This is a genomic window from Gemmiger qucibialis (assembly GCF_027689445.1).
Lineage (GTDB): Bacteria > Bacillota > Clostridia > Oscillospirales > Ruminococcaceae > Gemmiger > Gemmiger qucibialis.
In genome coordinates this window covers 84051-109218 of the sequence record NZ_JAQFEN010000007.1, presented here as the reverse complement: position 1 = coordinate 109218, position 25168 = coordinate 84051, and the positions used below count along the sequence as shown (strand labels likewise).

The following is a 25168-nucleotide window of genomic DNA, read 5'->3' as shown; positions in this document are numbered from 1 at the left end:
TGCTGCCTCCTTCCGTTAAATCATCCGTTCGATCAGTTCGCGGTCATTGTAGCCGTCCTTGCGGTAAAACTCGCCGGAAACGGCACCGTCGCGCATGATCAGCAGGCGGTCGCACATGCCCATCAGTTCGGGCAGCTCTTCAGAAATCATGATGATAGATTTGCCCTGCTTCTTCATATCGTAAATCAGCTGGTACATAGCGGCTTTAACGCCGATATCAACGCCGCGGGTGGGGCAGTCCAGAATCAGAACGTCTGCATCGTCAGCGCACCATTTGCCGAAGACGACTTTCTGCTTGTTGCCGCCGGAAAGTGCGCGCACCGGCTGGTAAGCATTCTGGCACTTGATCTGCAGCGCCTTGATCTGCTTGTCCACGTAGGCTTTTTCTTTCCAGGGCAGGATGAAGGGGCCGATGTTGTTTTTGTCATAACCGGTAGAGGCGATATTGGCAAAAATCGAAGCGTTCAGTTCCAAGCTTTCGGTGTCGCGGTTCTTAGAAACGTAACCCATGCTGTTGCGGAAAGCAACCTGTGCGTTCTTGATCTTCACGCCGGTCTTGGGCAGCACCACTTCGCCGTCTACGATCTCGTCCAGGCCGTACAGTGCCCGGCCCAGGGTGTGCATGCCACAGTCAGACAGACCACCGATGCCCAAGATCTCCTGTTTGTGCAGCTCCAAATCGAAGCAGAGCAGACTTTCCATGGTGGTGATGCAGTCGGCTTTCAGCACAACTTCATCACTGTAGCCATCATTGTCCACGCGGTAGTAGTGGCCTTTGATCTCACGGCCGACCATCTTCTGTTTGATATCGTCGGGATCAAAGTTTTCTTTTTCAATGTTGTCAATAATCACGCCGTCGCGCAGAACCGTCAGGGTGCTGCATTGTTCCATCATTTCGTTCAGGTCGTGGCTGATGATCATAACCGCCTTGCCGGCATCGGCCATCTCGTGCATGATGCGGTAGATGATGTCACGGCCGCTCTGGGAAAGTGCGGTGGTGGTTTCGTCCACGATCAGCAGTTCGGGGTCGTTGTACATGCACTTGGCGATCTCGATGAGTTTGCGTTCCTGCATGTCATAGTGGCGGGCGGGCAGCGCAGGGTTGATGTTGGTTACGCCGATCTTTTCCAGTGCCTTGCGGGCTTCAGAGATCATGGCCACCTTGTTGATGATGGGGCCCTTTTTGAACTTATCATAGTTGCCAAGGAAAATATTCTCAGCTACTGAGATGTTTGCAATCGTGCCTGCCTCCTGCACGATCATGCCGATACCGGCTTTCTGCGCTTCCAGCATGGTAGCGGGTTTCCACAGTTTGCCCTTGTAGAACATCTCGCCGCTGCTGGCCGGCTGCATACCTGCAATGATGGAAGATACTGTTGATTTACCAGAACCGTTCTCACCGATCAGGCCGCGAATTTCACCGGTTTTGACAACAAAATCCACATGGGACAGTGCGATCGTCACGCCGAAGTTTTTGCAAAGGTCTTTTACTTCGACCAAGGTCTCGCCTTTCTGTGTCATACCGTCCTCCTCCTTTTTCAGAGCTTCCTTTTATCCGGCGTCCCTTACGCCGTTCTTTGTATATATTATAAAAAAATCCCGATACCCCCTCCACCAATTTTGCGAGCGGTAATATCGAAAATGCGACATGATACGTTATCGGTTTTTTGATATAGCGAAAAGAGAAAACAGTTAGGAGGGAGGAGTTGGACGTGTAGAAGTATACGCGGCAGAATTTGAGCATAAGGATATATAATATATAAAATAGGTAGGCACTGGGTTTTAGCTCTTGTTATAAGTGGGCACCGTTTTCCCTTTCTACTACCCGTGTATTGAATCGTAACAAACCTAATATCTCCGAGCGGCGCTCCGCGTCGCGATCCACCGCTTAATTGCTCATTGCTAATTCCTAATTCGTCCAGCACCAACCTTGTGGTGCCGCAAAACTCCTAACTTCTCCCTCCTAACTCCTAACTAAACTTCCCTCTTCCCTTTCTGCCCGCAATTTGCTATAGTTAAATCAGCCCCAAAGCAAATTTATTCGGGAGGGAACTGCCTTGATTTACAAAAAGCAATACGGCCACCCATTTGATACCGAAAGCGTGGTGGGTTCTTTTGTACCCGCGATGGAAACGATTCCATATCTCACCAGGGAACCGGACGGCTTCTCTTATGCCATGGACCCGCAGGATATCCTGTATGGCCTGGGTGAAAACATCCGCGGCATCAACAAGCGCGGCTGGGTGTATGAGAGCAAATGCAGCGATGACCCCAACCATACCGAAAACAAATCCTCACTGTACGGCGCTTACAACTTCATGATCGTGTCCGGCAAAGCCACTTTTGGCTTTTTTATCGACTATCCCGGCAAGGTCACCTTTGACTGCGGCTACACCGATCTGGACACCCTGCGGGTGACAGTGGCCGAAGAAAATTACGATCTTTACATCATTGAGGGTGAAAGCCCGACCGATATTGTGCACCAGTTCCGCCAGCTGGTAGGGCGCAGCTACATCCCGCCCAAATGGGCCTTTGGTGCCACCCAGAGCCGCTGGAGCTACATGAACGAGGACGAAGTGCGCGAGGTTGTGGCCAACTACCGCACCAACAACATGCCGCTGGACGCCGTGGTGCTGGATATTGACTACATGGAGCGCTACAAGGACTTTACGGTGGACGAGCAGCGCTTCCCCAATTTTGCAGATTTTGCCGCCGAGATGAAAGCCCAGGGCATCCGCCTTGTGCCCATCATTGATGCGGGTGTTAAAATTGAGGACGGGTACGATGTATACGAAGAGGGCGTGAAGAACGGTTACTTCTGCACCAATCAGGATGGCACCCCCTTTGTGGCCGGTGTGTGGCCGGGCCGGGTGCATTTCCCTGATATGCTCAACCCCGAAGCCCGCGCCTGGTTTGGCAGCAAGTACAAGTTCCTGCTGAACCAGGGCATTGAGGGGTTCTGGAACGATATGAACGAGCCTGCCATCTTCTACTCTGAAGAAACGCTGAAAAAGACCTTTGCCAAAATTGACGAGTACCGCACCCAGAACTTGGATATTTCCAGCTTTTTTGCGTTCAAGAATCTTGTGGCCGGGCTTTCCAACAACGAAAATGACTACAAGCTGTTCTATCACAACACCAAACAGGGCCGCATGCGGCACGATAAAGTGCATAATATCTTCGGCTACAACATGACCCGTGCTGCGGGTGAAGCCTTTGAGCAGCTGGAGCCGGATAAGCGCATTTTAATGTACTCCCGCTCGGCCTGCATCGGTATGCACCGGTATGGCGGTATCTGGACCGGCGATAACCAGTCCTGGTGGAGCCACATTCTGCTCAGCCTGCACATGATGCCCTCCCTGAATTTGTGCGGTTTCCTGTACGAAGGCCCCGACATTGGCGGCTTTGGCAGCAACACCACCGAGGACCTTGTGCTGCGCTGGTACGGCGTGGGCATCTTCTCTCCCCTGCTGCGCAACCACTCCGCCGCCGGCACCCGCAAACAGGAACCTTACCGCTTTAAGAACAAGGCTGCCTTTGCCGGTATTCTGCAGCTGCGCTACCTGCTGCTGCCTTACATTTATAGTGAGTACATGAAAGCTGCCCTGCGCGATGGCATGTACTGCATGCCGCTGGCCTTTGCTTTCCCGGACGATGACTTCGCCCGCCAGGTGGAGGATGAAGTGATGATCGGTGAAAGCCTGCTGATTGCCCCCGTCTATGAGCAGAACGCCCGCGGCCGGTATGTCTATCTGCCGGAAGAGATGCTGCAGGTACTCGTAAAGTGCAGTGAGAACGACCGCATGGAAACCACCGTTCTGCCCGCTGGTCATCATTACATCCCGGTGGAGCTGGACGAAGTGGTGTTCTTTGTGCGCAAGGGGCATATCCTGCCCATCGCCAAGGGCGGCGATAGTATTCAAAATGTGGCAAGCGTGAATTTTGCGGATCTTCGCCTGTTCGCCCATGCCCCCGATGGTGCCGCCTATGAGTATTACACTGATGACGGCGAAACGAAAGATTACGATAAGCCGGAGCATTTTGTACATATCACGCTGGACGCGGATGGAAACGCGGAGAGCGATTGCGAGAATGTGAAAGTGGAAGGATAAGTTAGGAGTTAGGAGGGAGGAGTTAGGAGTTATCTCAATTAGAAATGAGAAATTAGCAATTAGGAATTGATATAGAGACAGGGCCCGGTGCGATTGTACCGGGCTCTGCCTTTCTGTTAATTTCTAATTGCTCATTACTAATTCCTAATTTTCTTTTCACTTTTTGTCCATTTTTCTTCAATTTTTTTCACTTTTTTCGTGACATTTTCCTTTGTTTGGTGTATACTGATAGCAAGAATACGGCAAAAAAAGCAAATTTTGCGGTTTTGCACGCATCAATGTTACGGACCAAAACAAACGGAGGTTTCAATCCATGTATTATGAAGACAGCCGCGTAAAAGACTTGAAAGTTGCCTACATCGGCGGTGGTTCCCGTGGGTGGGCGTGGGGGTTCATGATGGACCTTGCCGCGGATGCCCAGATGGAAGGCACCGTGGCGCTGTATGATATCGACCACGAAGCAGCCGAGCACAACGAAATCATCGGCAACAAGATCTCTGCCCACCCGGATGCGGTTTCACACTGGAAGTATACTGTGGCGGATACGCTGCAGCAGGCCCTGACCGGCGCGGATTTTGTCGTCATCTCCATCCTGCCCGGCACCTTTGACGAGATGGAAAGCGACGTCCACGCGCCGGAAGCTTACGGCATCTATCAGTCGGTGGGCGATACCGTAGGTGCGGGCGGTTTCATGCGCGCCATGCGCACCATCCCCATGTATGTCACCATCGCTGAAGCAATCCGCGATTACAGTCCCAATGCCTGGGTCATCAACTACACCAACCCGATGACCCTCTGCGTGCGTACCCTGTACCATGTGTTCCCCAAGATCAAGGCGTTCGGCTGCTGCCACGAGGTGTTCGGCACCCAGACGCTGCTGACCCACATTCTAGATGAGGAACTTGGCCTGAAAGATGTTGCCCGCCAGGATATCAAGGTCAACGTCAAGGGCATCAACCACTTTACTTGGTTCGATAAGGCTACTTACAAAGGCATGGACCTCTTCCCCATTTACCGCAAATTTGCCGAAGAGCACTATGAATCCGGTTATGAGTACGGCGACACGAATTGGATGAACAGTTCCTTTGCCTGCGCCAACCGCGTTAAATTTGATTTGTTCCTGCGCTATGGCTGCATTGCCGCCGCGGGCGACCGCCATCTGGCAGAGTTTATGCCGGGCAAGACTTATCTGGAAAGCCCCGAAGCCGTGCGCGAATGGAAGTTTGGCCTGACCACCGTTGCGTGGCGCAAAAATGAGCTGCAGGAGCGCCTGGCCCGCAGCCGCCGCCTGCGCACCGGTGAAGAGCCGATCGAGATCAAGCCCGATGGCGAGGAAGGCCACCTGCTGATGAAAGCCCTGCTCGGCCTGGGCGACCTGGTCAGCAACGTGAACATTCCCAACCACGGTGCCATTGCCAACCTGCCGTGGGATGCCGTGGTGGAAGTGAACGCGCTGTTCAGCCGCCAGGGCGTGCAGTCCGTGAACGCCGGCCCGCTGCCCGCCAATATTCTGCCGCTGGTAGCCCGCCACGTTTACAATCAGGAGAACACCCTAACCGCTGCCCTGACCTGCGACCGCACCCTTGGCCTGACCACCTTTATGAACGACCCGCAGGTGACCCTGAACTGGAACCAGGGCAAAGAACTGTTTGACACCATGCTGCACAATACCCGCGCATACCTTCCGAAAGAATGGAACGCGTGATGTAGTTAGGAGTTTTGCGGCGGGGCGAAGTCACAGCGCGGAAAAATTAGGAATTAGCGATTAGTAATTAGAAATTGATAGTAGGCAGGGCCTGATGCAGTTGCATCGGGCCCTGCTTTTTTAGGTAAAGCATTCAAAAAGAAGCGAATTACCGTTGTTGTCCGTAGTGCATTGCGAAGTGGAACCTGTACGGCTGGCATCAATCTGTTCAAAAGGTCCAAGAGTTACCAACAGAATAATCATATAAACACAAAATGCGAACCACGTTGTACGAAGTGGTTCGCATTTTGTTATCGTAATGTATATTTTATTTCGGCAGCTGAATTTCCGGCATCAGTTCATCGGATACGATCTGCAGCATTTCTTCCAGCTTGGCCAGGTCATCGGGGCTGAACCGCTGTTTGGCACGCTCCATGACCAGATGCAGGTAAGAATAGCTGATGTTATAGTAATCAATGTACTTTTGGGTCGGCCGCAGGCGGTATTCCCGCTTATCGGTGGTGGATTGGATGCGCTCCACATAGCCTTTTTTGACCAGGGAGTTGATCTTATAAGCTGCGTTGGGGGTGGAAAGATTCATCATGTGGCTGAACTGCGCAATCGTGGGTTCCCCCAGTGCCATGATGACTTCCATGCAGAAAGATTCTACCGTCGTCAGCGTGGCTTCACGGTCTTCAAAACGGTTGAAGATCTGTTTATAAAAATGCAGCTTGAATTTTGTGTATACCTGCCCAAATGTTTGATCCAGCATGGCGAGAATCCCCCTGTAGGTTAATGAATTTATTATAGCACAATCCACCATGCAAAACCAGCCCTCAGGCATCCGTGATAACAAATGTCAGCTCGGCGTTGGCCGCGCGCACACCATCCACCCAGGCGGTGGCTTTGCCGATGCCCACCGGGCCATGCTGCTCTACCAGCTCACATTCCAAAGTCAGCACATCGCCGGGCACAACCTGGCGGCGGAAACGGGCATTTTTTACCCCGCCAAACAGGGCAATCTTTCCACGGTTTTCCGGCAGGCTCAACGCGGCCACCGCGCCGGTTTGGGCAAGGGCTTCCAGAATCAATACCCCCGGCATAACCGGATGGCCGGGGAAATGTCCCTGGAAAAACGACTCTGTGCGGGTCACGCACTTGATTCCGCGCGCCCACTGGCCGGGGGTATAGTCAAGAATCTTATCCACCAGAGCAAACGGGTAACGGTGCGGCAGGATCTTTTCGATTTCCGCCGCCGTCAGGGTCCGGGGCGGTTCATTGGGTGTATAGTTCATCCTCATCCCTCCCAACGCTTGAACACCACACAGGCGTTGTGGCCGCCGAAGCCCAGGCTGTCGCTCATGGCATAATCCACCTGTAACGCGCGGCCCTGGTTGGGAATATAGTCGAGATCCAGTTCCGGGTCCGGCTCCTGCAGGTTGACGGTAGCGGGCAAAAAGGCATCGTGCAGGGCCAGCACGGTAAACACGCCCTCTACCCCGCCGGCGCCGCCTAGCAGGTGGCCGGTCATCGACTTGGTCGAGGATACGGCCAGCTCATACGCGTGGCTGCCAAAAACCGACTTGATAGCCGCGGTCTCACAGCTGTCGTTCAGATGCGTGGAAGTTCCATGGGCATTGATGTAGCCAATCTGTTCCGGCTCCACTCCGCCATCAGCCAATGCCAGCCGCATACAGGACGCGCCACCTGCACCGCCCGGTGCCGGGGCGGTAAAATGGTAAGCATCGCAGTTAGCGCCATAGCCCACAACCTCGGCGTAAATCTTAGCGCCACGCTCTTTAGCGGTCTCCAGTTCTTCCAACAGCAGCACACCGCTGCCCTCGCCCATCACAAAACCGCTGCGCCGGGCATCAAAGGGGATCGAGGCCCGGGCCGGGTCGTCTGCGGTGCAGAGGGCTTTCATGCTGGCGAAGCCGCCCACCCCCAACGGGCTGATGCAGCTTTCGCTGCCGCCGCAGAGCATACGGTCCTCGTATCCATCGCGGATACGGTGGAACGCATCCCCAATCGCATTGGTACCGCCTGCGCAGGCAGTGGTGGGGCAGCTGCACATACCCTGCAGGCCAAAGCGGATAGCCACCTGCCCCGCCGCCATATTGCCGATGGACATGGGGACAAAGTAGGGGCTGACCTTTTCAAAGCCCCGCTGCTGGCCGCGAGTGTGTTCTTCCTCGATCGTGGGCAGACCACCGATCCCGCTGGACAGGATCACGCCGAACCGTGTGTGATCGATATTTTCCAGTGCAATGCCGCTGTCGTGGATGGCTTCGTCAGCGGCGGCCACGGCAAACTGGGTAAACCGCGCCATTTTGCGGGCTTCGCGCCGGTCAATACGTTCGGCAGGGTCAAAATCTTTGACTTCTGCGGCCAGTTTCACCTTAAAATCCGTTGTATCAAAAGCTGTGATCGGCCCAACGGCGCAGCGGCCAGCTTTCACGGCGGCCCAGCTTTCCGCCACGGTATTGCCGGTTGGGTTTACCGTGCCAAGGCCGGTGATAACGACCCGGCGTTTCTTTTCTATCTTCATAGCTGCACCTCACATTCCCATTCCGCCGTCAACACAAAGAACCTGCCCGGTGATGTAACCGGCCTGTTCCCCGGCCAGGAAAGCCACCGCCGCGGCAACATCTTCAGCACGGCCAATTCTGCCTGCCGGGATGGCCGCTGCGGCTGCGGCGCGGGTAGATTCCGGCATAGCGGCGGTCATATCGGTTTCAATAAATCCAGGTGCCACCGCATTGGCGGTAATATTGCGTGCGGCGTACTCTTTGGCAACACTTTTCGTTAGGCCGATCAGCCCCGCCTTGCTGGCGGCATAGTTGGCCTGGCCCGCGTTCCCGTGCAGGCCGACCACACTGCTGATATTGATGATACGCCCATACCGCTGGCGCATCATCAAGCGGGAAGCTGCTTTGGTGCAGAAAAACGTCCCCTTCAGGTTGGTAAAAAGCACATTGTCAAAGTCGGATTCGGTCATGCGCATCAGCAGTTTATCCGCGGTGATGCCCGCATTGTTGACCAGCACATCGATCCGCCCAAAAGCGGCAGCGGTATCTTCCACCAGATTTTGGCAGGCTTCGGGGCTGCGCACATCCGCTTGCAGCGTGATGGCCTGCACACCAAAGGCGCGGCAGGCAGCCGCTGTTTCCTCGGCCGCGGCTGCGCTGCCTGCGTAGTTGACTGCAATGTTCATGCCGTTTTCGGCCAATGCAAGGCAGACGGCACGACCAATGCCCTTGGCGCCGCCCGTAACCAGAGCGGCACGGCGCATGCTTTCGGTTTGCGGCATGGTCAGGCTCCTTTCATGGTGCAAAGCAACTGCTGCAGCTGTGCAGCAGTTTCCACCGGATAGCACGAGATAGCATTTCCCACCGTCTTTTTCACAAATCCGGTCAACACCCTGCCGGGGCCGATCTCAATGGCGGTATCCACCCCCAGTTCCGCCAAACGGCGGACGGTGGCTTCCCAACGTACGCCGGACTGCACCTGTTTTTCCAGCAGCGTGGCGACCGTGTCATTCTGTGCCATTTCATGCCCAAGGCAGTTGAACAGCACCGGGAACTGCATCGGCGCAAAATGGATGGATTGGAACTTTTCCCGCAGCGCATCTCCGGCGGGGTGCATCAGCAGCGTATGGAACGCACCGCTGACGTTCAGCGGCAGGCAGCGCCGCGCCCCAGCGGCAAGCGCCAGGTCAGCAGCTTTGTCTACAGCAGCTTTCTCGCCGCCGATAACCAGCTGGCCGGGACAGTTGTAATTGCAGATCTGTACAACGCCCTCTTCGGCGGCTGCGCTGCAACATGCCTGCAAGGATGTTTCATCCAATCCCAAAACGGCTGTCATCCCACAGGTGCGCCCGGCAGCGGCAGCAGCCATCGCTTTGCCACGGAAAGCCGTTAAAGCGACCGCTGTCTGCAGATCGAACACCCCCGCACAGGCCAAAGCGGAATACTCCCCCAGGGACAGGCCCGCCGCATAGTCCGGCATAATGCCCTGCTCCCGCAGCACAGCGGTAAGACCGGCGGCAAAAGCTGTCATACAAGGCTGGGTGTATTGCGTTTCCTTCAGTACGCCCGCCGCGTCGGTAAAGCAGACTTCTTTCAAATCAAAATCCACCGCTGCGGCAGCTTCGTCAAAGGCGGCGCGGAAGGCAGGAAAGGTTTCATAAAGGTCCTGGCCCATACCGGCATGCTGACTGCCCTGCCCAGCGTATAAAAATGCTAGTTTCATCAGATGGTCTCCTTGTACAACCCCGTGATGCAGATCTTTGCCTCGCTTACCATTGCGGCAAAAATCTCTTCTACCGGGCGGACTTCATGCAGCAGCCCCGCGGCCTGTCCGGCCATCAGGCTTCCGTTTTCTGTGTCGCCGTCAAACACAGCCTTGCGCAGACTGCCAAGCGTAAAGCGTTCCAGCGCCATTTTGTCGGCCCCGGCTTTTTCCTGCCGGACATACTCGCGGCTCATTCGGTTTTTCAACACACGCACCGGGGTGCCGCCGATCCGCCCGGTCACAATGGTATCGCTGTCGCGGGCTTTCAGCAGCGCTGCCTTGTAGTTTTCGTGGATGGGACACTCGGTGCTGGCCAGCAGACAGGTGCCGACCTGCACGCCGCAGGCCCCCAGCGCCAGCGCTGCGGCCAAACCGCGCCCGTCAGCAATGCCGCCCGCGGCAATGACCGGCACGTGGACGGCATCAACGACCTGCGGCACCAGCGCCATTGTGGTCATTTCCCCCACATGGCCGCCGCTCTCTGTCCCCTCAGCAATGACAGCGTCAATACCAAGCGGTTCCAGGTGTTTGGCTAAGATTGCGGCAGCTACCACCGGGATAACCGTGATGCCGGCTGCTTTCCACATTGCCATGTACTTTCCCGGATTTCCTGCCCCGGTGGTGACGATCTTTACGCCTTCTTCCACCACGATTTTGGCAAATTCATCTGCTTGCGGGTGCATCAGCATGATGTTGACACCAAAAGGCTGGTCGGTCAGCGCACGGCAGTGGCGGATGTTTTCCCTCAGGGCATCGGCATCCATACCGCCGGAACCGATCAGGCCCAGCGCCCCGGCGTTAGAGCAGGCAGCGGCAAATTCGCCCGTGGCGATATTGGCCATTCCACCTTGGATAATGGGATATTTCGTACCTAAAATTTCATTGAGCAGCTTCATTTTCTACCCTCATACGTCAGCAGCATTCCGCCCCAGGTCAGCCCGCCGCCAAAACCGATGCAGGCCAGGGTCTGGCCGGGGTGCAGTAAATCATTTTCCACCATTTCATGCAGGGCAATGGGAATGCTGGCAGCACTGGTATTTCCATGGCGGTCCATATTTTTATAAAATTTTGACGGTTCTGCGTGCAAGTGTTTGATACAATGGTCAATAATGCGGCTATTGGCCTGATGGCAGACGACCCAATCCAGGTCAGCCAAGGTCTTTTGGCTGCGCTCCAACACGGTTTGCAGGCAACGCGGCATGGTTTCCACCGCAAAACGAAAGACCGCCTTGCCATCCATCGTGATCGGGGCCGTATCGCAGGCTGCGGGGCCGCCGACACGGATGGCTTCGCTCCCCCGAGCGCCCAACGTGACGGCAAACGGCACATCTTCGGCCAGTTCCAGAATAGCCGCACCAGCGCCATCCCCAAACAGTACGCAGGTTGTGCGGTCGGCCGGGTCCACCATGCGGGACAGCGCTTCGCAGCCGATGACCAACGCATAGCGTCCGCCCAGGGTGTTCAACAGCCCGTGGGCCGCAGCAATAGCATAAATAAAACCGGAACAAGCTGCATTTACATCAAAAGCGGGCCGGTTCTCCGGCAGCCCCAAGGCCGCCTGCACACGGCAGGCAACACTGGGGGTAGCCGTTGGAGCCGAAAGCGTTGCCGCAACGCAGCAGGCAATCTCGCTTGCTGCCAGCCCGCTACGCGCCAGGGCCTGGCGGGCGGCGGCAATGGCCAGCGTGGCGGCATCCTCACTTTCGGTGCAGCAATACCGCTGGCGGATGCCGGTGCGGGTCGTGATCCATTCATCGCTGGTGTCCACCTGTCGGCTCAAATCCTCATTCGTCACTACACGGCCGGGCAGTGCCCCGCCGGTGGCCAGCAGCTGTAAGCCTTTCATGCTCCCCTCATTTCTCCGATACGGCGGTATTTTTTGTATCTCTGGTCGGCCAATGCCTTTCCACTCATCTTGCACAAGGCGGCAAGGTGCGCGGCAATGGCGGTATCCAACCGGCTGAAAAGCAGCTGCCGCCCGCGCTGTGCACCGCCCAGCGGTTCGGCGATGATCTCTTCCACAATTCCATCCGTATACAAGTCCTGCGCCGTCAGTTTCATCATGGTACAGGCTTCGCCGCTGCGGGAGGCATCTTTCCACAAAATGCTGGCAAATCCTTCGGGGCTCAACACCGAATACACGGCGTTTTCCAGCATCAGAATATGGTTGGCAACGCCAAGCCCCAGTGCGCCGCCGCTGGAGCCTTCGCCCGTAACGATGGCCAGTACCGGGACGGTCAGACCGCTCATCTCCATCAGGTTGCGGGCGATGGCCTCCCCCTGGCCGCGCTCCTCGGCATCCTTACCGGGGTAAGCACCGGGGGTATCAATAAATGTGATGATGGGCCGCCTGAATTTTTCCGCCTGCTTCATCACGCGCAGCGCCTTGCGGTAGCCTTCCGGTCCCGGCATGCCAAAGTTGCAGCGCAGGTTTTCTTCCAGCGTTGTTCCTTTGCGGTGCCCCAAAACCGTAACGGGCATCCCATGGAATCGCGCGATACCGCACAAAATGGCCGCGTCCTCCTTGCATTGCCGGTCACCGCACTGCTCAAAAAAGTCGGTAAACAGGTTGTCGATGATTTCGCCGATATGCGGGCGGTCAGGGCGGCGCGCCAGAAAAACTCTGTCCTCCGGCGTCAGTGATGTGCAGCGCTGCAAAAGCATGTTTTCCTGCGCGGAAAGCTCTGCCAGCTCAGCGGCATGGGTAGTCATATTCGCCATTTCGGCATCATCGGTGCTGCTACACAATGCATCAATCTGCGCGTCCAGCGGTTCCAGCTGCTGCAAAACCTCTTTGATCATCTGCATTTCCTCCCCTGTGTATGGAGCTGCAAAATCCGCGTCAAAACCTCTTTTAATTCAGTGCGCGGCACAACCTGATCCACAAAGCCGTGCTCCAGCTGGAACTCACTGCGCTGGAAACCATCGGGCAGCTTTTCTCCGATGGTCTGTTCAATCACACGCGGCCCGGCAAACCCGATCAGCGCACCCGGTTCGGCCAGCGTGATGTCTCCCAGGCTGGCAAAACTGGCTGTGACACCGCCGGTGGTGGGGTGGGTCAGCACACTGACATACAGCCCGCCGCTGCGGCTGAACCGTTCCAGCGCGGCACTGGTTTTTGCCATTTGCATCAGGCTGAAAATGCCCTCCTGCATCCGCGCTCCACCGCTGGCAGAAAAAATAACCAGCGGAAGCCGTTTATCAGCAGCATATTCGATTGCACGGGTGATTTTCTCCCCCACGACAGTGCTCATGCTGCCCATAAAAAATCGGCTGTCCAGCACAGCTGCCACCGCCTGCACGCCCCCGATCCTGCCGGTTGCGGTGACGGCAGCTTCTTTCAGGCCCGTTTTGACCGAAGCAGCGGCCAACTTTTCCTGATAATCGGGAAAATGCAGCACATCGTTGGGGGCAAGGTCTGGATTCAGTTCCTTAAAGGTTCCGTGGTCCAAAATCGTGCTGAGCCGGTAATAGGCTCCAATGGGCAGATGTACCCCGCAATTGGGGCATACATACAGGCTTTTGGTCCAGACCTGGCGGGTGGCGCGGCGGCCGCATTTTTTACATTCAACAAATTGCGGCTGTACCCAGCCGGGCGCAGCCGTACCAGCATCGCGGCGGACTTTCAGTTGGAAGCTGCGCTCCTGCTGGCTGACCGGGAACAGCTTTTCAATGGCATTCATCCCTAATACCCTTTAGGCTGCCCGCGCAACCAGATAGTTGAAGATATCACCCACGGTCTTGAGCGTTCCCAGGTCCTCATCGGCAATCGTGATGCCAAACTTGTCCTCAAATGCCATGTTCAGCTCCACCGCGTCCAGGCTATCCGCCTGCAGGTCCTCGGTCAGGCTGGCTTCCATCGTAACTTTGTCTGCATCGCAGTTCAGGGTATCAACAAATACTTCTTTCAGTTCTTCAAAGCTCATGATTTATACCTCGTAATTATTTATCTAAAAATATTGACTCAATTGCCAACAAGGCTATTATATCACATTTGTTTTGTATGTCAATATTGTTAGGTAAAAATATTTATCTAATTATGCTGATCTCTTATTCTCTCTACCAGAAGCGAACATCATGCAAAAATTCGCACAGCATCATCCCCTGCAGCGCTGCCATTGCTGCTGACAGGTAGACGCAATGCAATACTTTGGGTGCGGGCACTCCCCCGCTCCGTCTATTGACAATTCCGCCACCTATAGATAAAAACGCCTGCAAACTCAGGCGTAAATCCGCCTTTATTTGCAAGCGTTGAAAAAAGTATTTGGGGAATTTCCTCTTAGTGATTGGGATGATATTTAAAGTGTTGACTGCTCTTGTGCCGGATTGGCTTTTATTGTATAATAATGTGACTAATTTCAAGCATTGGTTTGCTGTCGTATGCGGCACAGCATTTGAAATTGAAATTTAGGCAATACCGCATAATTCTAAGTGCCGATACGGCGAGCGAGGTGCGGCAGCTGCTAAGCCAAAAGCGCAGATAATACTGGATGCTGCAAAGGTGAGCGCCGCCAGTGGCGGAAACAGCGAACCGAAGCAGGGGCAGCGGTCGCAGAGTGCGAGGGGCTTTTGCCCCCGAAGCACGATGCGGGTACCGCAACCCGACATTATCGAGCATTTTGACAACGCAGATGCCGTGCCGCAGCCGCCGGAGCGGTGCTTGAGCCGTCAGGCGGGAATTGTGCGGTATTGCCTTTACGGAAAAGAGCTTCCTGCCATGGCGATAAAACGCGTTTTTCAAAAAGAGCCTGTTCTAAGCATTGCTGCCTGTCTGGCTTTGGTTTCATCCTGCTTCGTTCTTCCGGATGCAGAATATCTTGGTTATATTGATTTTCGCACGCTTGCGATCCTGTTCTCACTCATGACCGTCATGGCCGGGCTGCGGGGGCAGGGCGTTTTCGATCGGCTTGGGCGTGCGCTGCTGTCCCATACCCGCACAACGCTTCAGCTGACCGCTGTTCTGGTGGGGCTGTGCTTTTTCTCAAGCATGGTGATCACTAATGATGTATCGCTGCTTACCTTTGTTCCGTTCACATTTGTTGTTGTAAACAGCTTGGATGCTGCCGTTCGGGATAAGCTGCTGCTCCCCATCGTCTGCATGCAGACGATAGCCGCAAACCTCGGCAGTATGCTAACACCTCTTGGTAATCCGCAAAACCTGTATCTGTATGGAAAAAGCGGAATGGATATGGGTTCTTTTGTTTTGCTGATGCTCCCCTACTCCATCCTGTCGCTGGCACTTCTTGCGCTATGGGCGGTGGGGCTGTGCCGCCGTGGCGCAAAGATCTCCATGGCTCATTCTGCGGCTGCTGCAAGCCCGAACAAGGCACTATTATCGCTGTACAGTATTTTATTCGTGCTCTGTCTGTTGGTGGTACTGCGTGTTCTGCCCTATGGTATCGCGTTTGCTGCGGTTCTGGCCTGTGTGCTTTTGGCAGACCGGAACACATTATGCCGTGTGGACTATTCGCTGATCCTTACCTTTGTTATGCTCTTTATCTTTATTGGCAATCTGGGGCGTTTTGCCGCCTTTTCCGGATGGCTGCAGCATATTCTTACCGGCCACGAGGTATGGGTTTCTGTGCTTGCCTCACAGGTAACCAGCAATGTGCCTGCGGCGATCCTGCTTTCGGGATTTACAGAGAATATCCGCTCCCTGATCATCGGCACAAATCTTGGCGGCCTTGGCACGCTGATTGCCTCAATGGCCAGCCTGATCTCGTATCGCGAAATTGCAAGGGAGTTGCCGTTACAAAAAGGCCGGTATTTTGCGTTGTTCACAGTTTCCAACATCCTGTTTGTGACGGTTCTTATGGGCGCGTGGGCGTTAGCTGGATAGAAAAATCACCGCACAATTCTAAACACAGCCGCAGCGGCTCTTAGAATTGTGTGGTGATTCTTTTATAAGCAATTTAGATTACGGAATAGCTGTTTGAGCTAACGAATCAGTGCACAAAACTTCGCAAATTTTCTACGATGTCTCTTGCGATACATATGTCATGTAGTATGCCGCGCCCACAAAACTTTATATCCCATTATGCTGTATCTTTCATGGGTCATATTCTCTGCTCAATAGCCACTGAAGTCCTGCCGCTGTTCGCTGTACCACATCTTTAAAGTGATTGCCGGGATTTAATTGGAAGGTCGTATCTATTCCCTGCTCGTGGTAATATCTTTCGATGGATTCGGTATTCTGCTGAACACATCTTAGAAGCGAATTCTGGGTGCGGCACTCCCGGTCGCCCAGCGAAAAGAAGATATCGGCAGGTTTTTTCACGGGTGTACGGGAAACGACATACTCTTTAATTCCCGGAAACCACAGCGAGCCGGAGACACTCGCAACTCGCGAAAAGGCGTCCGTCTGATAAATAGAATACAGTGCAAACAGTCCGGCCAGTGAATATCCCGCAATTCCCCGCCAGACGGGGGTCCCCTTCAACAGACTTTCTGCTTTCGGTATAATTTGGTTTATCAGAAGGCGCAGGTACTCATCGGCTCCGCTGGTATATGATGCACCATTTTTGAATATGGGCGGAATATCCCATGGCACCATATCATGATTCCATTCCAGCTTACTGACTGCCACCAGCGAAAAATCCTGACAGCCGATGTCTGTCAAATACTGAACGATCTGCGCTCCCTCGCGCCCATAGGTATTCAGATAAATCACCGGCTTGTTTGGCGCGGCACTTTCGAATACATCTACTCTTTTTTGCTCCACCGAAAAAGAATTCATTCTGCCGCCTCCCCACCATTGGCGAATGCTCCGCAAGCTGCGCGGGTCAGAATCTCCTGCACCTGTGCCGAGCTACTTATATTCACCACTGGTACCACCATACTTTTGTGCCTATATCGTATTCGAAATCAGCACAAAAGTCAACTTTTGCTTTATCAATTTTGACGCAAGCAGCCTCCCTGCATTTTCTCCGATTTTCCGTCTTTTTATCTGGGATATTTTGGCGGATAGTGCTATAATGGTAAAAAGTGTGCGTCTGTGCAGGACAGAGCCAGCCATTTTCAAGGAGGACATCATCATGTCAAAGATCGTCAACGAGGCAAAGATTGGCCACCTTCGTTCTGGGCTTCTTCCACTGCTTCCAGATATACACTACTTACACAGGAGGAGATTTTCCGCTTGGTCGTCTCGCTTGTCATGTTCAAAAGGCGCGGTTGGATGATCAGCCTGTGACCGGCACAACAGCACACACAGTGCCTTCCTCACACAAGCAGTATTGCACAGTTTCAGCCGCTTGCTTTTGGCGGTCTTGCAAAAAACAACAACACGCCCGGACAGCTGCACAAGTGCAAACTGTCCGGGCGTGTTTTACGCTTTCTGAGCGGGCAAACGCATCATCACTGCGCTCAGGTGATTCCTGTAGAAGATAAGAGACGTCGTCTTAATCGCTGGTTGGGAAAATGACCTTGTTGACGAAAAAGAAGATTACCATGGAAACACCGCCGTTCAATACCGTTGTACCAATATTGTAAATAAAATCCGGCACATATCGCGCAGCTGTTGCGACCCAAATGCAGTTTATAGAATTTACAATACAGGTTATTACGCAAAATGCAACCGCATACCAAACGATCTGCCAGGTAAGATTCCCCTTGCTGCGGAAAACGACATTTCTTTGTATTGGGAAATTGATTACCTCACCCAGTATCATGGCTATCATATAAGCGCAAAAATAAGGCAAACCACCATGTTCTGCGTCATAGCCCAAAATGTTCCATTTGAAGGTTGCTCCCAGCATGGTCACTTCGATTCCCGGCCAGCCAAAATCTACCTTGGGCATATTTGCAAAAGCAGCAGGCAGGAACTGCAGCAATATGTACTTAAACACCGTAATGAGGTTGCATACAATTACAAACAAGCCTCCCTCACGGATCCACTGCATTATATCCTGATTGGCTGTTTTTGCTGTATTCCTTTTATCTTTCATAAGACATCTTATTGCTCAGTATCCTCGTCCTCTTTTTTTGCCTTGCGATATTTGCGGATTGCGCAGATTTCCCAAGCGACAAGGATGATTGCAACAACTGCATCCACTGCGTAGGTCGTCTTTACCCACTTCGGCACAGATACTGCACGCGTCACAGCGAAGGAGTTTGCCAATGCATACAGCGTGCCGTGCGCCGCATTGCGCATAGCCGTTACCGTACCGACAGAGTTCAAATCACGGTAGAACTCATTCGTAATGTTAAACGCCAGCATCTTCGTGCCGCCGGTACGAATTGCCAAATTACCGTCCATATACCATGCGCTGACGACTGCGTCTGTAATGACAGCGCCATGGAAGCCCCATTCATCACGCAGAATGTTCGTCAAAAGAGCCTTACAGCCACCGGCCCAGACAGGACCGACCGCATTCATAGAGGTCATAACGCCCATGCCGCCTGCCTTGATCGGCTGTTCAAACGCCTTGAGGTAAATTTCGCGGGCAGACTGTTCATTCAGCCATGTGCAGATGTTATTCTGACGATAGTTGTCCTGATCGTTGAAGGCAAAATGCTTCACATAGCAAATCAGACCATTTTCGGTTGCGCCGGACACCTCTGCAGCTGCGGTCAGCCCGGAGAGAACGCCGCACTCGGAATAGTATTCAAAGTTACGCCCGCCGAATGCGCTGCGGTGGATATTCATTGCAGGTGCATACCAGCCTGTACAGTTGATTTCAGCACATTCCTTTGCAATCTGTTCACCACGCGCCTTGGCCAGCGGCTGGTTCCAGGTGCATGCCAGCATCACAGTACCAGGATAGCTCGGACCTGCGGCAGGATTGTAGTTGCTGTGCACACCTGTCGGGCCGTCACAGTCCTCCGTTGCGGACAGGCCGATGGATTCAACACCAACGGTATGGTAACCACCGTCTGCCGTAAGGCTGAACAAGTCATTGACCGTGAGTTCATCGAGAAGCTGCTCCCACTTGGGGTCATCGTAAGCAACGCCGGTCAGATCAGCAAGTTTCAACCCGTTATTCGCCCCGGTGGTCGGCATCACAGCATTGGGGTCATCGTATTTTGCCGCATCAAAGGTTGCTGCACTTGCATAGTCTGCCAGTGCCTGTGCACTCAGGCTATGGTTTGCAGGCGCAGCGGTAGCCTCTGCATAGTTGGCAAAGCCATCGGCACGGCTGAGATAGGTCACATCTCCCTGCGCAAAGGTGAGCTGGTTTGTAGCAGCCACCTGATCTGTGGAGCGAGCGCCATCATGTGCATCGTCATAGATGATGTCCTTGTCCACCTTGGCAACATAGGTATCCAGGATCGTATGAGAATCCGAGCAGAGATTGATCTTATAGTCGCCTGCCTCGAGTACATACGCACCATTCGCACTCTTGATGCCGTTCGAATCATAGGAGGCCATATCCTCATAACGGAAGGTGATCTTCAGGGTCTGTGCTTCGCCGGGCTTCAGGATTTCCGTCTTGGCGTACTGCACAAGATTTGCTGCTGCCTTTTCGATGCCACCGTTATAATACGGCGGCTCATAGAAAATTTCTGCAACATATTTTCCTGCTGTATCGCCGGTATTTTTAACTGCTACATCCAGCGTGATTTTCTCGCCATCATCCTCGACAGCTGCAATTGACGAATCAAAGGTAGTGTAGCTCAAGCCATAGCCGAACGGATACTGAACCACCTTATCATAATCAATAAGGCCCTCTGCAGCAGCCGTTTCATAGAATTTGTAGCCAACATAGATGCCCTCGCAGTAGTTGACAAACATGGCACGGTTGTCCTGGCTCCCCGTAACCTCTGCATAGTTATCATACGCAAAGCCGCCGAAGTTGTTGACCGTGGGCGTTGCGAGCAGATCGTAAACATAGGTATCCGCCAGATGTCCGGACGGATTCACTTCACCGCTCAGGATCTTTCCGAGGGAATCAAAGCCAAGCTCGCCGGGCGCACCGCACAGAACGGCTGCCTTAATGCTGTCATACTGATCCAGCCAGCCAAGCTCCATAGCATTGGAGGAGTTGACCACAACGATAACATTCTTGAACTCTTTACAAACGCGATCTACCATTGCAATCTCGCGGTTACTTAATTCCAAGTAACTCTTGCCGGCATCGAGGTCTTCTGCCTGCGTTGTAAAATCATAGAACTGTGCGAGCCCGCCGTACTGTGCATTGTATTCATCCGGGCCGGTGATGCTCTGCGGGACATCAAAGCCCTCGCCGCCGGTACGGCTGACAACAACCACCGCTGTATCCGAGTAAGCGACCGCATCCTCAAAAATGTTAGCGTTCTCGTACTCTGCAATGGTAGGCTCCGGAACGGTGAAATCGCCGCGCTTGCTGCCGATCTCACGCAGACGGATCGTACCGACAGGACGCTCTGTACGGAAATTCTCATAGAATTTCACAAGCTCCTCATTGACTTCAAAGCCCGCATGCTTAAGGCCGTCAATCAGAGAAACCGCATTGCTTGTATCACTGTCACCGGAGCCGGTGCCGCCATACAATGGGCGAACGCTCGACCAGCCAAACAAGTTGAGCTTTGTACCGGCGCTCAACGGCAGCGCCTTGTCATCATTCTTCAGCAGAACGATGCCCTCGGATGCAATCTGGTCTGCAATCGCACGGCCGGATGCCATTGTTTCGTCCGAGACCTTGACATCCTCAGCAAAAACACTGTTCACCACCGAGTATTCTACGCCGAGAATAACCCAGTTGACGGAAAGCGTGATAGCCAGCAAAATTGCAATCGGGGCCTGTGCACGCACCAGCGCGCGCTTCGGCTGTTTCAGCTTTCCGGCTGCAACCACTACGATGAGCGCCGCGATCAGTACAACAACAATAAAGATAATAGCCGGGCTACAAGCAATAATGCCGTTCTTCAAATCCTCGGTCGTAACTGCCAGGGAGCCGCCAAACATCAAATCGTACAGCTTTTTCCCTATTACCGCAAATGCTGCAATGATAACTGCAGCAATCAGCCACGGCACAAACCTCTTCTTATTTTTCATTTCTTTTCTCCTTCAAAAGTAAATGGGTATGCGGTTTAAAGCGTATTTATTGCAATTCAAACCAGTGGAAATTCATTTTCCCACTACCCGTAAAACGGAAATACAGTGGATAGGTTCCGTCAGGGATCGTAAGGGACACCTTTTCCCCCACCTGGCTGCCGTTTTTTATGAAAATATCGGCACACAGCGTGGAAAAATCCGGTGCGGTCGACACCTGAAGGCGTCCGTTTGCAGAGCCGGTACAATGTACCTTTATCTCAGCAGCATCTTTAAAGGCAAAGTACTTGAATCCTGCCACTGCACCATCGCGCATATTGGCAATGTACTGATTGCCGCTGTCCTCTCTGTCCGGCCCGTCCTGCGTGAAATAGGGGTGATTGCGCAGCCGCCATTTCGGAAAAGGTCCGTCATAGCGTCCGGTACCATCCTTTCCCCAGAGGTTGCAGGCAATACGCGCCTCATAACGGCCTTTTCCCTTTAAGGGACCATCGTTTAGGCCGCAGCTTGTGACCTCTGCCTGCAGAAACGCTCCGTTTTCGTTACGCCGAAGCTTCTCGGCACAAGCCTGCCGGGAATACGAATGACGGTTGGTTTGCCTATGATAGAAAACATACCATTTGTCCTCTAGCTTGAGCAGCCCGCCATGTGTATTGCCCAAATAGTTAGCTGCGTGCTTTTCGGACAGGTTGCTGTCCAGGAAGATATCACCCTGACTAACCAGAGTGCCGCCGTAAGAGAAATCTCTGTCAGGGCTTTGGCTGGTAGCGTAGCATAGCTCATGGTTATGACGAGAGGAGTATACGAAGATATAGGTTTTTCCTTCCTTGCGTATCGAGCTTGCTTCAAAAAACTCATGTCCTTGAAAGGCTCCCGGCCCTTTTTTAGGGAAAATCACGCGCGGCTCCGTTTTTATCGTCACCATATCTTTTTCAAGTTCCAGAACTGTACCGCCGTCACATCTAAGCTTGTGTCCACCTGTCAGAATAGCAGGCACTGCATTATAAAAGCCGGAATACAGCCACACGCGCCCGTCATCATCTGCCAAAACGCCGGGATCAAATGGAAGCTGATCTCCCCTTCTTCGTCCCCAGAGTGTGCCGTCCGCATAGTGAATATGACCCAAAAATTTATATTCTCCCGCAGGTGTATCGCAGACCGCCACGCTCATAATGCCTAAAAAGTCAAACGCATAGTAGAGGTAGTACCGGCCGTCCGGGCCTTGGCAGACATCCGGTGCAAAAAGCAGATGGTATCCCAATGGATTTTTGGGGTCCTGCTTTTTGCGGTAGATCACTCCCTCGTACCGCCATTCGGAAAGATCTTCCACCGGCGCCGACCAGCAAACGTAGTCATTCACACAGAAGATCGGTGCGTTGAAGCGGTCATGTGAGCCATAGACATACACTCTACCATTGAACACATGCGGTTCCCCATCCGGAATATATTCCCACGATGGCAAATATGGGTTCACTGCTTGTCTGTTCACAGTTTTCACCTCCTTCCTTTCTGCTGTTATGTTTTAAGTGTAGCACAACTCCTTCTTTTTTCGGGTGATTTTGGCATAACCCGTCTCCACAGTGGCACAACTTGCATTCTTGAACACTTTTTTCGGGCATATATGTTTCCTTTTGTGCATTCCACAAAAAAGCGGTGCAGATTAACTCTGCACCGCTCCCACATGCTTAAAACTGTTTTTGTCTGCGCGCTGGCCGGCTGTATTTCCAAGGCAACACCGCACAATTCCCGCCTTACGACTTAAGCACCGCTTCGGCGGCTGCGGCACGGCATCTGCGTTGCCAAAATGCTCGATAAGACATCCAGTATTATCTGCGCTTTTGGCTTAGCAGCTGCCGCACCTCGCTCGCCGTATCGGCACTTAGAATTATGCGGTATTGCCCTAAGACAAGCACATATCATGCTTCGTCTCTGCCGCGCGGCAGAAATTTTTATACCATGTAACCGCACAGCCGTTCTGTATAGGATCAGGCTTTTTCCGGCAATGGAAGGAGAACGCTCAGATGGAACCAATTATCTGAACAATCTGCCGAAACCGATCCGCCATACTTCTCTGCTGTATATCGGATGCTTTTTATCCCGTAGCCATGCATATCCTTATCATGCTTCGTTGTGCGATACTCTCCGTCCACAACAGAAAGTTGCGCTGTACAGTAGTTTTCAACCCGGATGATCAAAAACACATTCTGCGTATAGACAGCCACCCGGATAAGGCGCTGCTGCGGGTCAGCCAGCTTTTCCACACCCTCTATTGCATTGTCGAGCGCATTGCCGAATATGCTGCAGATGTCCATCGTTTCAATAAAATCCAACCTTGCACCGTCCGCAACGATCGTCAGCGTGATCTGATGCTGACTGCAATACAGCTGCTTATCTGACAGGATCGTATCCAGCACATCATTTCCGGTATGCTGATTCACACCCAGGCTCTGCATTCCTTTTTCCAGTTGCGAAAGGTATTCCTCTCTTCTGGCCGCATCTGACTCCATCCGAATGACCTGTATCTGATGCTTTAAGTCGTGGTATTTGCGGTTGATTGCTTCACTGTTATCACGACTGATGCGGTATTGCTCATACTGCCGCTTTAAAAGTGTCTGGATTGCCGTTAATTCGTGTTGGGTCTGCATGTCCTGCCACCTATCCTGCATGGAAAGCAGCACAGCCACGCCCGCGAAATCCACCAGCGTTCGTATCCAGAATATTTCCGTGGTCATACGCCCGCTGAACGGCGTATTGGTCGTCACATAGCTGATATTGCTGATTAAAAATGTGCAGATCGCTATAACGGCCGCCGATATGCTTTCACGCCTTGTCATATGCAGTGGCGCTTTATCTCTCAGCCTTTTCTGCTCAAGTCGCAGAAAAACGCCAAATCCGCCGCCATAAAAAGCCAGCAAGAACAGTCCCTGTATCCACCAACGACCCGGCATCTTTGATGCTCCGAATGAATAGAGCTGCCACTCCAGCGACGCAACAAACTCTGCCAGCGTGAACGCCAGCGCCCACCAAAAACCCGTATCACAAAAGTTCAAGCGACAGCACAACCAGATTGTAGCGTACATCAAAACCAAAGCCACGATCATGCCGGGAATCCAAAGGCTTAGCGGAACAATGCCGATCAACCACTGCACCAAACCGAATAAAGGCAGCGCTGCTGCCAGGATCCCGGCCGTTTTTGCTGCATTATAACGCTGGGGCAGCAGCCTTACAAACAGCACACATGCCAACCACTCCGCCAGCGCAGTATACAATTTCGGAATATCCTGTATCACGCCTGTTATTCGCCTCCCATATATGCAGCAAGGGCTTCCATAAAACTTTTCTTCCGTGCGCGGCTGATTTGCAGAGCCTGCCCTTTTACGGTTACGACCAGCTGATTCACACGCTCCACATGCGCCAGATTTACCAAATAGCAGTTGTTACACTTATAGTAATGCCTCTGCGCGAGCTTTTCCTCGGCGCTTTTCAGTGATCCTCTCTCTGCATACTCACCGATCTCGGTATGGTAGATAATTGTATGCCCGCGGCTTTCAATATACAGTATCTGGTCTGCATCCAGCCGGATCATCTTGCTCTCCTGCATCAGATGAATATAGAACTTGGATTTTCCATGTACTTTTTTAACCGCATTATGCAGCACCTGGGAGAAGGCAAAGTATTGAATGGGCTTCAATACATAGTCTAATGCCTCGACCTTATATCCCTGCACAGCAAATTGCGCAGAATTTGTAATAAATATAATGATGACATTTTTATCCATATCCCGTATGCGCATGGCCGCCTGCATACCGTCCATATGCTTCATTTGGATATCCATCAGGATTATGTCATACTCGGATTTATATTTTTCGACAATTTCCAATCCGTCTGAAAATTCAGATACACTGACCGTTTCCGAAAAATCGCTTTGATACTGGTCAATGTACTTTCCGAGTTGACTGCGATACCCTGTATCATCCTCTACGATTGCGATGCGTATCATGGTAAATCCCCGTTTCGTGATCCGATGCAGCTTACCCGCCAAATATGGCAATCGCCTTGCATCAACTGATATTGTGCGTTTCTGTCTTGCCTTACCGTATATTTCCTATG

21 protein-coding genes are annotated in these 25168 nt (G+C 53.0%); 3 read left to right on the top strand and 18 right to left on the bottom strand.

All coding sequences use genetic code 11. The features are described 5' to 3' along the window. Positions 1-15: 15 nt before the first annotated feature. Complete coding sequence (locus tag PG062_RS11270) at positions 16-1521, bottom strand: sugar ABC transporter ATP-binding protein (protein WP_270752358.1); 1506 nt, start codon at positions 1519-1521, stop codon at positions 16-18. 536 nt (positions 1522-2057) lie between these two features. On the opposite strand from PG062_RS11270, the gene PG062_RS11265 reads away from it, so the two are divergent. Further along, positions 2058-4112, top strand: a complete 2055-nt coding sequence (locus PG062_RS11265) for a glycoside hydrolase family 31 protein (RefSeq protein WP_270752357.1) — start codon at positions 2058-2060, stop codon at positions 4110-4112. Between the two features lie 313 nt (positions 4113-4425). Next, positions 4426-5817, top strand: coding sequence for a family 4 glycosyl hydrolase (locus PG062_RS11260; RefSeq protein WP_270752356.1), 1392 nt, complete (start codon positions 4426-4428; stop codon positions 5815-5817). A 307-nt stretch (positions 5818-6124) separates the two neighbouring features. On the opposite strand, the gene PG062_RS11255 is transcribed toward PG062_RS11260, so the two are convergent. The 11 genes from PG062_RS11255 to PG062_RS11205 all read right to left on the bottom strand — a co-directional run bounded on the left by PG062_RS11255 (position 6125) and on the right by PG062_RS11205 (position 14451). Further along, positions 6125-6568, bottom strand: coding sequence for a MarR family winged helix-turn-helix transcriptional regulator (locus PG062_RS11255; RefSeq protein ID WP_113999932.1), 444 nt, complete (start codon positions 6566-6568; stop codon positions 6125-6127). A 64-nt stretch (positions 6569-6632) separates the two neighbouring features. Continuing rightward, a complete protein-coding gene (gene fabZ, locus PG062_RS11250; RefSeq protein ID WP_113999931.1) occupies positions 6633-7091 on the bottom strand; it encodes a 3-hydroxyacyl-ACP dehydratase FabZ in 459 nt (152 codons plus the stop codon). 2 nt (positions 7092-7093) lie between these two features. Further along, on the bottom strand, positions 7094-8344 hold the full coding sequence (fabF, locus tag PG062_RS11245; protein WP_270752355.1) for a beta-ketoacyl-ACP synthase II: 1251 nt from the start codon (positions 8342-8344) through the stop codon (positions 7094-7096). Positions 8345-8353: 9 nt separating this feature from the next. After that, complete coding sequence (fabG, locus tag PG062_RS11240) at positions 8354-9106, bottom strand: 3-oxoacyl-[acyl-carrier-protein] reductase (RefSeq protein ID WP_270752354.1); 753 nt, start codon at positions 9104-9106, stop codon at positions 8354-8356. A 2-nt stretch (positions 9107-9108) separates the two neighbouring features. Beyond that, positions 9109-10047 (bottom strand): ACP S-malonyltransferase, encoded by a 939-nt coding sequence (gene fabD / locus PG062_RS11235; protein ID WP_270752353.1) that lies wholly within the window; start codon positions 10045-10047, stop codon positions 9109-9111. After that, positions 10047-10985 (bottom strand): nitronate monooxygenase, encoded by a 939-nt coding sequence (locus tag PG062_RS11230; protein ID WP_270752352.1) that lies wholly within the window; start codon positions 10983-10985, stop codon positions 10047-10049. Before PG062_RS11230 ends, fabD begins: the two co-directional genes overlap by 1 nt. Next, positions 10982-11935, bottom strand: a complete 954-nt coding sequence (locus PG062_RS11225; protein ID WP_270752351.1) for a beta-ketoacyl-ACP synthase 3 — start codon at positions 11933-11935, stop codon at positions 10982-10984. Before PG062_RS11225 ends, PG062_RS11230 begins: the two co-directional genes overlap by 4 nt. Then, positions 11932-12891, bottom strand: a complete 960-nt coding sequence (locus tag PG062_RS11220; RefSeq protein ID WP_270752350.1) for an acetyl-CoA carboxylase carboxyltransferase subunit alpha — start codon at positions 12889-12891, stop codon at positions 11932-11934. The genes PG062_RS11225 and PG062_RS11220 overlap by 4 nt, the downstream gene beginning before the upstream one ends. Further along, entirely contained in the window at positions 12888-13772 is an 885-nt protein-coding gene (gene accD, locus PG062_RS11215; protein ID WP_270752349.1) for an acetyl-CoA carboxylase, carboxyltransferase subunit beta, read from the bottom strand. Before accD ends, PG062_RS11220 begins: the two co-directional genes overlap by 4 nt. 12 nt (positions 13773-13784) lie before the next feature. After that, positions 13785-14015 carry an acyl carrier protein gene (acpP, locus tag PG062_RS11210; RefSeq protein WP_113999923.1) on the bottom strand — a complete coding sequence of 77 codons (231 nt, stop codon included), beginning with the start codon at positions 14013-14015 and terminating at the stop codon, positions 13785-13787. 133 nt (positions 14016-14148) lie between these two features. Further along, on the bottom strand, positions 14149-14451 hold the full coding sequence (locus PG062_RS11205) for a hypothetical protein (RefSeq protein WP_270752348.1): 303 nt from the start codon (positions 14449-14451) through the stop codon (positions 14149-14151). Positions 14452-14806: 355 nt separating this feature from the next. Between PG062_RS11205 and PG062_RS11200 the strand changes: the two genes are divergently transcribed. Next, positions 14807-15928: an SLC13 family permease gene (locus PG062_RS11200; RefSeq protein ID WP_270752388.1), complete on the top strand. Its 1122-nt coding sequence runs from the start codon at positions 14807-14809 to the stop codon at positions 15926-15928. 210 nt (positions 15929-16138) lie between these two features. Here the strand turns inward: PG062_RS11200 and PG062_RS11195 are convergent, their stop codons facing one another. From PG062_RS11195 to PG062_RS11170, 6 genes are all read right to left on the bottom strand, one after another. After that, a complete protein-coding gene (locus tag PG062_RS11195; RefSeq protein ID WP_270752347.1) occupies positions 16139-16825 on the bottom strand; it encodes an alpha/beta hydrolase in 687 nt (228 codons plus the stop codon). A 661-nt stretch (positions 16826-17486) separates the two neighbouring features. Next, positions 17487-18032 carry a hypothetical protein gene (locus tag PG062_RS11190; RefSeq protein ID WP_113999921.1) on the bottom strand — a complete coding sequence of 182 codons (546 nt, stop codon included), beginning with the start codon at positions 18030-18032 and terminating at the stop codon, positions 17487-17489. Positions 18033-18040: 8 nt separating this feature from the next. Then, positions 18041-21061, bottom strand: coding sequence for a glycoside hydrolase family 3 protein (locus PG062_RS11185; RefSeq protein ID WP_270752346.1), 3021 nt, complete (start codon positions 21059-21061; stop codon positions 18041-18043). Positions 21062-21107: 46 nt separating this feature from the next. Beyond that, positions 21108-22547, bottom strand: coding sequence for a family 43 glycosylhydrolase (locus PG062_RS11180; RefSeq protein WP_270752345.1), 1440 nt, complete (start codon positions 22545-22547; stop codon positions 21108-21110). A gap of 496 nt (positions 22548-23043) precedes the next feature. Further along, complete coding sequence (locus PG062_RS11175; RefSeq protein ID WP_270752344.1) at positions 23044-24348, bottom strand: ATP-binding protein; 1305 nt, start codon at positions 24346-24348, stop codon at positions 23044-23046. 5 nt (positions 24349-24353) lie between these two features. After that, entirely contained in the window at positions 24354-25058 is a 705-nt protein-coding gene (locus PG062_RS11170) for a LytR/AlgR family response regulator transcription factor (protein WP_270752343.1), read from the bottom strand. Between the last annotated feature and the right edge of the window lie 110 nt (positions 25059-25168).

Coding starts and splice junctions, on each gene's coding strand:
- PG062_RS11270 (WP_270752358.1), bottom strand. CDS start 1,521: ATGACACAGAAAGGCGAGACCTTGGTCGAAGTAAAAGACCTTTGCAAA.
- PG062_RS11260 (WP_270752356.1), top strand. CDS start 4,426: ATGTATTATGAAGACAGCCGCGTAAAAGACTTGAAAGTTGCCTACATC.
- PG062_RS11255 (WP_113999932.1), bottom strand. CDS start 6,568: ATGCTGGATCAAACATTTGGGCAGGTATACACAAAATTCAAGCTGCAT.
- fabZ (WP_113999931.1), bottom strand. CDS start 7,091: ATGAACTATACACCCAATGAACCGCCCCGGACCCTGACGGCGGCGGAA.
- fabF (WP_270752355.1), bottom strand. CDS start 8,344: ATGAAGATAGAAAAGAAACGCCGGGTCGTTATCACCGGCCTTGGCACG.
- fabG (WP_270752354.1), bottom strand. CDS start 9,106: ATGCCGCAAACCGAAAGCATGCGCCGTGCCGCTCTGGTTACGGGCGGC.
- fabD (WP_270752353.1), bottom strand. CDS start 10,047: ATGAAACTAGCATTTTTATACGCTGGGCAGGGCAGTCAGCATGCCGGT.
- PG062_RS11230 (WP_270752352.1), bottom strand. CDS start 10,985: ATGAAGCTGCTCAATGAAATTTTAGGTACGAAATATCCCATTATCCAA.
- PG062_RS11225 (WP_270752351.1), bottom strand. CDS start 11,935: ATGAAAGGCTTACAGCTGCTGGCCACCGGCGGGGCACTGCCCGGCCGT.
- PG062_RS11220 (WP_270752350.1), bottom strand. CDS start 12,891: ATGATCAAAGAGGTTTTGCAGCAGCTGGAACCGCTGGACGCGCAGATT.
- accD (WP_270752349.1), bottom strand. CDS start 13,772: ATGAATGCCATTGAAAAGCTGTTCCCGGTCAGCCAGCAGGAGCGCAGC.
- acpP (WP_113999923.1), bottom strand. CDS start 14,015: ATGAGCTTTGAAGAACTGAAAGAAGTATTTGTTGATACCCTGAACTGC.
- PG062_RS11200 (WP_270752388.1), top strand. CDS start 14,807: ATGGCGATAAAACGCGTTTTTCAAAAAGAGCCTGTTCTAAGCATTGCT.
- PG062_RS11195 (WP_270752347.1), bottom strand. CDS start 16,825: ATGAATTCTTTTTCGGTGGAGCAAAAAAGAGTAGATGTATTCGAAAGT.
- PG062_RS11190 (WP_113999921.1), bottom strand. CDS start 18,032: ATGAAAGATAAAAGGAATACAGCAAAAACAGCCAATCAGGATATAATG.
- PG062_RS11185 (WP_270752346.1), bottom strand. CDS start 21,061: ATGAAAAATAAGAAGAGGTTTGTGCCGTGGCTGATTGCTGCAGTTATC.
- PG062_RS11170 (WP_270752343.1), bottom strand. CDS start 25,058: ATGATACGCATCGCAATCGTAGAGGATGATACAGGGTATCGCAGTCAA.